General features: G+C 59.5%; 6 protein-coding genes and 1 pseudogene. 6 read left to right on the top strand and 1 reads right to left on the bottom strand.

Annotated features, from left to right (window positions below):
• Nucleotides 1-211: 211 nt before the first annotated feature.
• Nucleotides 212-907 (top strand): HisA/HisF-related TIM barrel protein, encoded by a 696-nt coding sequence (locus AB4043_RS12645; protein WP_442301904.1) that lies wholly within the window; start codon nt 212-214, stop codon nt 905-907.
• A 50-nt stretch (nt 908-957) separates the two neighbouring features.
• Nucleotides 958-1,512, top strand: coding sequence for a methylated-DNA--[protein]-cysteine S-methyltransferase (locus AB4043_RS12640; protein WP_442301903.1), 555 nt, complete (start codon nt 958-960; stop codon nt 1,510-1,512).
• Nucleotides 1,513-1,643: 131 nt separating this feature from the next.
• On the opposite strand, the gene AB4043_RS12635 is transcribed toward AB4043_RS12640, so the two are convergent.
• Nucleotides 1,644-2,696 carry a VWA domain-containing protein gene (locus tag AB4043_RS12635; RefSeq protein ID WP_442301902.1) on the bottom strand — a complete coding sequence of 351 codons (1,053 nt, stop codon included), beginning with the start codon at nt 2,694-2,696 and terminating at the stop codon, nt 1,644-1,646.
• 212 nt (nt 2,697-2,908) lie between these two features.
• Here AB4043_RS12635 and AB4043_RS12630 point away from each other — a divergent pair, with 212 nt between their 5' ends.
• From AB4043_RS12630 to AB4043_RS12615, 4 genes and pseudogenes are all read left to right on the top strand, one after another.
• Nucleotides 2,909-4,186, top strand: coding sequence for a VWA domain-containing protein (locus tag AB4043_RS12630; protein WP_442301901.1), 1,278 nt, complete (start codon nt 2,909-2,911; stop codon nt 4,184-4,186).
• A 116-nt stretch (nt 4,187-4,302) separates the two neighbouring features.
• On the top strand, nt 4,303-5,250 hold the full coding sequence (locus AB4043_RS12625) for an EamA family transporter (protein WP_442307192.1): 948 nt from the start codon (nt 4,303-4,305) through the stop codon (nt 5,248-5,250).
• Nucleotides 5,217-5,876, top strand: a pseudogene (uppS, locus tag AB4043_RS12620) (polyprenyl diphosphate synthase); the annotation flags it as partial. The gene AB4043_RS12625 and the pseudogene uppS, both read left to right, overlap by 34 nt.
• A 132-nt stretch (nt 5,877-6,008) precedes the next feature.
• Nucleotides 6,009-6,723, top strand: a 715-nt coding sequence (locus AB4043_RS12615; RefSeq protein WP_442307191.1) for a phosphatidate cytidylyltransferase, incomplete at its 3' end; no start/stop codon positions are given.

Raw genomic sequence — 6,723 nt, 5'->3', positions numbered from 1 at the left:
AGGAAGAACTGGCCAAGAGCAATATCCCAATGAGACTTCCTTGCTGACGGCAAGAGTTAAAAGTTGAAAGTTAAAAGTTGAAGCGTTAAGGCATGGGAGAGGTTGAGTGTTTGCCCGCTTCAAGCAAAAGACGAGAAGCAGATCCCTCCGCTTACGCTGCGGGATGACAAAAGATTTGAGAAAGATTCAACGTTAGAAAGGTTGTCGTGACGTGCTGATTCCATCCATTGACCTGATGAACGGAAAGATTGTGCAGCTTCGCCAGGGAGCGGAGCTGAAGCTGAGCTTCGATGACTTCGATTACTGGATCAATCGCTTCAGCAAGTATCCGCTGGTGCAGTTGATCGATCTCGATGCCGCTATGCGCAAAGGCGACAACCGCGCGCTCATTCACGACATCGCGAAGCGTCTGCCGGTGCAGGTGGGCGGCGGCATCCGTACCGCCGACGATGCCCGCGCGCTGCTCGACAGCGGAGCCAAGCGTGTGATCTTTGGCAGCTCGCTCTTCAACACCGAGCCTGACGCCAAGCCCGACCAGCTGATCCGCAAGGACTTCGCCGCCTCGCTGCAGAAGGAAGTTGGCGAAGAGAATCTGGTCTTCTCCGTCGATACCAAGAACGGGAAGGTTGCGGTGCGCGGATGGCAGGCCAACGTCGACCTGACTCCGGAAGAGGCCATCACCTGGCTGGAGCCGTACTGCACCGCCTTCCTCTACACCCATGTCGATACCGAAGGCACCATGCAGGGCTTCCCCATCGACACCGCCGCCATTCTGCGCGCCACGACGACGAAGCAGCTGATCGTCGCCGGCGGTATCCGCTCGAAGCAGGAGGTCGATGATCTCGATGCCTTCGGTGTGGACGCAGTGGTCGGTATGGCCGTCTACTCGGGAGCGATGGACGCCTGAGACTCGCGGTGGACCGGCACGCCGGTCTATGATCGAGACACGGTTGTGTCATGAAGAAGCTCTACTCCAGCGTCTTTCAGACTCCGCTCGGACTGATGATCGCGATGGCCGAAGACAACGGCCTCGTGTTGCTGGAGTTCTACGACCGGCCTGCTTTGCCCACCGAAGAGCATGAGTTGCAGAAGCGCTACGGCTACACCATTCTGCCTGGGCGGACACCGCATCACGATGCCATTGAGCGTGAGATAGCGGAGTACTTCGCCTGCACTCTGCAGGAGTTCACCGTCCCTCTGATTACGCCGGGCACTAGCTTTCAGCTTCGTGTGTGGAATGCTCTGCGGCAGGTTCCCTACGGTACAACCGCGAGCTACGGCGAGCTTGCAATCGCTGCCGGTACAACCATTGGCGCCTCGCGCGCGATCGGCGCGGCCAACGGACAGAACCGCCTGGCGGTGGTGATTCCGTGCCATCGGGTGATTGGCGCCGATGGATCGCTTACCGGATACGGCGGCGGGAAGCATCGCAAGGAGGCGCTGTTGAGGCTGGAGCGTGCGACCAGCTTCGATGGTCCTCCGGCAGAACAGGCATCGTTGTTTCCGGAGTAGCGGAAACAAAAGTTGAAAGTTGAAAGTTAAAAGTTGAAGCGTTAAGGCATGGGTGACTTTGAGCGCTTTGCCCCTTCGAACAAAAAGCAGAAGCGATCCCTACGGGATGACGAGCAAAAACGCGGTCGTTCCTAATCCTTCGCAGCTTCGTCGATGGCGTAGTAACCGCGGCGGGCCTGGATCTTCAACCCTTTGCCACAGTCGATCTCCTGCTTGCGGAAGGTGCCGTCGAGCTTCAGGTTGCTAGGCGTATAGCTCATCAGGTATTGCGTACGGAGCTCGTCGCTGATCTGCGTGAAGGCGTCCTTCAACTTTTTGCCGTTGGAGCCGACATCGATCATGCGGCCGCCACTCTCTTCCGCCAGCTTCTTCATGTAGCCGCCGCCACCGCCGCCAAACGCAATGCCGCCGTTGGCGTAGAAGCTGCGGTCTTCCACCAGGATGACGTAGACGATGGCATTGGCCTTCTGTGCTGTCTCAATGGAGGACTTCAGCGTCTCCTGACTGCCCTGGTCGACGCCGTCGGTCAGCATGACGATCACCTTGCGGCCTGCTTCGGGACGCAGCTTATCGTGCGCTGCCAGATATACCGCGTCATAGAGCAGCGTGCCGCGCGGGTTGCTGGTCGGTACCGGGCCGCCGCCGATGCCGGGGATACCGCCGGAGGAGGACGAAGTGTTGATACGGGCTTTGCGGATCTGACGGTCAAGCTCGCGTTGATTGTTGGTGTAGTCCGCCAGCAGGTCGACATTCACATCGAAGGTGATGAGGAAGGCCTCGTCCTTCGGCGTGAGGACATCTTTCAGAAACTCCGCGCCGGCGTCCTGCTCCATCGGCAGCATGCGCTCCATGCTGCCCGAGGTATCGAGCAGGATACCGATCGTCAGCGGAAGGCTCTTTTCCGTGGTGAAGTTCTTGATGGTCTGCGGGTTGCCGTCTTCGCGAACGGTGCAAGCGTCCTTGGTCAGGTCGGTCACGAATCCGCTCTTATCCCGGACGGAGAAGTAGGTGTTGACCAGGTTGACGTTCACCCGAAGAGTGGGCTGGGCGTCAGTGACCTCCTGTGCCGCGTTCGGGGCAGAGCTCATGGGTGGAGCGCCGCCGGGGGACGGGGCCTCCTGGGCGAGCGCCGCGGCGCACGCCAGGCTTAACACTGCTGCAACACACCACTTCGTTCGCTGCATATCATCCTTTTAGACGCCGTTTCCGCCCATTGGTGCACGTTAGGGCGCGTCATCAAACTCCTGACGCCGCAACCCAAAGGACCGGGGCAGGACTTTTGATGACATGCCCCAGCAACCCCAACCATACTCCAGCGTCAAAAACTATAGAAAGCGGTGACTCTGAATCACCGCGCTGGTAGTCTTCTATAGGTAGGAAAGCGAGGCAAGATCTAGTGAAACTGGGACTTATGGCGGGCGTCATGGCAGTTGCCCTGGCGGGGCAACAGTCGACGCAGCAATCGGCACAGCAGCAGGCCATCCCGGACGCTCCTTCGGCCGCGCCCTCACCGATCTTTTCGGGCATTGCGCCCGGCAAAGGTACGGTGCCCGACGCTCCCAAGCCGGCGAACGAAAACCAGATTCCGCAGGCGGCAAAGCCAGCTGTTCCGGACGACAACCCAGGCCCCCCGCCGGATCTTCCGGCGCCGGGTGAGGCTCCGCAGTACGTTCTGCGTACGAACGTCAACTTCGTGCAGGTGCCCTTTACCGTCAAAGACAAAAAGGGAAATCTGGTCTACGGCCTGACCTGGCGCGACGTACGCGTCTATGAAAACAATCTTCGTCAGGACCCGAAGCTCTTTACCGTGGATCCCTTTCCGCTCTCCATCGCCCTGGTCATCGACCAGAGCCTGCCCTACAACGTCATGGAGAAGGTGAACGCATCGCTCGGAGCTCTGCCGGGTGCCTTTACCCCCCAGGACGAGGTGGCGGTCTTTACCTATAACAACGGAACCAAGAAACAGACGGACTTTACCGGATCACAGTCGGCTCGCCTGCCCGCGATTCTGGAACGGTCGAAGTCAAAGGGCCGCGAGGTCGATCTCTACGACAACAGCGGTCCGCTGGCTCAGACCACGACCATCAATGGCCGCCAGTTCGATCCCAATACCTCACCCCGGCGCAACCAGCAGGGCATGACGCTGACCATTCCGAAGGAACAGCACACCCTGAACGACGCGATCTTCGCCGCGGCGCAGGAGCTTTCTACACGTCCGAAAGACCGTCACCGGGTAATTTATGTCATTACTGACGGCAAGGAGTATGGCTCCAACGCCAAGTTCACCGAGGTTCGCCGCTATCTGCAGACTAACCAGATCTCGGTCTGGGGCACGCTGGTAGGCGACTCGGCCGCCTGGGGCCTGGGATGGGTGGAGAAGTTCCACATGCCGCTGATGATGCAGGACAACATCCTACCCAAGTACGTCAATGCCACCGGCGGAACGATGTATTCCGAGTGGAGGCAGCGCGCCATCGAAGACAGCTTTGCCGAGATCGGCCGCACCATGCGCGCCCAATACACCATTGGCTATTACAGCAAGAACTTTATCGATGGAAAGTACCGTTCCATCGATGTGCGTGTGATGCGTCCGAACCTGACCGTCACCGCGAAGGAAGGTTACATTCCGAGCCTCCGCGATGCCCGGGAGAACATCCCGACCCGCGTTCGATAACACCAAAAGGCTCAGTTCCCGGCCACACAATTGGCCATGGGAACTGAGCCTTTTTGTTTGCAGCAACTTACGCACCTCAAGACGGTGCTGCCGCATCAGTATCACTGACGACCCAAATGCAAGCTCTCCTTCACTCGAATGCCATCTTCGGTCTGCTGGCCGCCATCTTCTGGGGTGGCGGAGATTTCTGCGGCGGCCTGGCGTCGAAGCACTCCGGTGGAACGGTGCCCGCAGCCCTGCGGGTGGTGTTGCTGTCGCACACCATCTCCATGACGGCAGTCTGTTTGATCGCCTGGTCCCTGGGCGACCCGATCCCGGGCAGGATGGCCATTCTTTGGGGACTTGTCGCGGGTATAGCCAACGGCTTGGCGTTGGCGGTCTTTTACGTCTCGCTCTCAGGCGGAGCGATGGGCGCTGCGGCCGCGATCAGCGGCTTGCTGGCTGCGGCACTGCCGGCGGTGATTTCGGCCTTTACCGAGGGATCGTCGGGCTGGCGACGCTATCTGGGTTTTCTGCTGGCAGCAGTGGCGATCTGGTTCATTGCCGGAGCGGAAGGCGAACACGAGCTGGCAGAGGCGGCGCATGCCCATGCCAAGCGGTCGACTTGGCTGGCGCTGGCGGCCGGCCTGGGCTTCGGCATCTTTTTTACGGCAATCAAGTGGGCTGGCGAGGGAAGCAAAGGAGTTCTGCTGCCGATGGCCACCACCCGTGTGGGATCGCTGGCAACCTGCGCCATCACCCTTGCCCTGATCAGCGCCGCCGGTCGCCGGAAGGGCGCACCGGCGGGCGAGTTTTCGCTGTCGCGGAAGTCGGTTTACTGGGTACTGGCCGGGTGCGTTGTCGATACCTCCGGCAACCTGTTCTATATCGCGGCAACGCAGGCGGGGCGGCTGGATGTGGCAGCCGTGCTGGGGTCACTCTACCCGGCGTCCACCATCATTCTGGCCAGCCGAATTCTGAAAGAACGCACCACGGCGCGGCAGAATTTCGGCTTCGCACTTGCGGTAGCCGCGGCAGTGCTGATTACGCTGAGACAGCGACGCGTATCAACCTCCCGTGGTTGACGCTCTACACCTTTTCCATCGAGAACAACCTCCGCCGGCCGAAGTCGGAGGTCAACTTCCTGATGAAGCTGCTGAAGAGCTATCTGGTCTCGAATTTGAAGCGGATGAACGACAACAACGTCCGCATGAACTACATCGGCCGCCTGACCGAGCTTCCTGCCGAAGTGCAGGAGAGCATGCAGTGGGCGCAGGAACAGACAGCGAAGAATACCGGCACCACGCTGACCCTGGCGCTGAACTACGGCTCGCGTTCAGAGATCGTGGATAGCTGCCGCGCCATTCTGCGTGAGGCGATCGCCGCCGGCAAGACTGGCGAAGAGCTGCTCAACGCCATCAATGAAGAGACGATCGGACCGCGGCTGTACACCGGCCAGATGCCTGACCCGGATCTGCTGGTACGCACCTCAGGCGAGATGCGCATCTCGAACTTCCTGCTGTGGCAGATCGCCTACTCTGAGATCTTCGTGACACCACGCCTATGGCCTGACTTCCGCGGAGCGCATCTGCTGGAAGCCATCGCTGCCTATCAGGGACGCGAGCGCCGCTATGGTGGCCTGGGCGATTCCACGACTGATGAAGAAACGCTTGAGGGCACAGCAGCTGAAGCCGAAGCACTTGTTAAATAGTTGAATGGTTGAATTGTTGAATGGTGTGAAGCTGACGCCGTGCGCTGGGCTTTTACTATTCAACGATTCAACTATTCAACCAGCTTTTCTTGCTCCTTACGCCCCGCACCTAGTACCTTCCCTTTAGCACTCATGCAACGGATTCTTACCGCCACAGTTTTAATTCTCGCCGTCGCGGCTTTGCTGTGGTTCGGCAATCACTATCCATGGCTTCTGCTGTTGGCGGGATCACTGGTCGCATTGCTTGCGGGGTTTGAGTACACCAGCCTGGTCAATCTCTCCGGAGCGAAGATTCCCTACTGGTGGACCGGCGTCGCCATCCTCACCTTCTTCGCGGCGACGTTCTTCAGACCCGACCTGCAGTTGCCGGTGCTGACACTACTGGCGTTTTCGCTCTTCGTGATCTCGCTGTTTGCTGAGCCTACGGCGCGTGTATTGAAAGACGCTGCTGCCGGAGCGTTTGGCCTGCTATACATTGCCTGGCCGCTCTCGCTGCTGTATCTGCTGGCCTCCCAGTCGACCGGGCTGCTGATCTTCCTCTTCGTCTGCGTGTGGTCTGGCGATATCGCTGCTCTGTATATCGGGCGGGCGATCGGCGGAAAGAAACTGGCGCCGTCGATCTCACCAGGCAAGACATGGTCGGGATCGATCGCTTCGGTCGTTGCGTCCGTTCTGCTGGGGCTGTTGCTTACGTGGTTCGGACAGTGGCTTGCGGCGCATGGGCAGTCGATTCTGGATGTCGGTCTGAGCCTGCTGCAGGTACCGGTCTTCGCGGCGCTGATCAATGTCGCGGCACAGATCGGCGACCTGTTGGAGTCAGCCATCAAACGCGGTGCCGGTGTAAAAG

The organism is Terriglobus sp. YAF25 (genome assembly GCF_052113305.1).
Classification (GTDB): domain Bacteria; phylum Acidobacteriota; class Terriglobia; order Terriglobales; family Acidobacteriaceae; genus Terriglobus.
The sequence above is the reverse complement of the archived record's forward strand: the minus strand, read 5'-3'. Positions and strand labels throughout refer to the sequence as shown.

What these genes read in the sequence shown, in the direction of transcription:
- AB4043_RS12625 (WP_442307192.1), top strand. Translation starts at nt 4,303, where the DNA reads ATGCAAGCTCTCCTTCACTCGAATGCCATCTTCGGTCTGCTGGCCGCC.
- AB4043_RS12635 (WP_442301902.1), bottom strand. Translation starts at nt 2,696, where the DNA reads ATGCAGCGAACGAAGTGGTGTGTTGCAGCAGTGTTAAGCCTGGCGTGC.
- AB4043_RS12640 (WP_442301903.1), top strand. Translation starts at nt 958, where the DNA reads ATGAAGAAGCTCTACTCCAGCGTCTTTCAGACTCCGCTCGGACTGATG.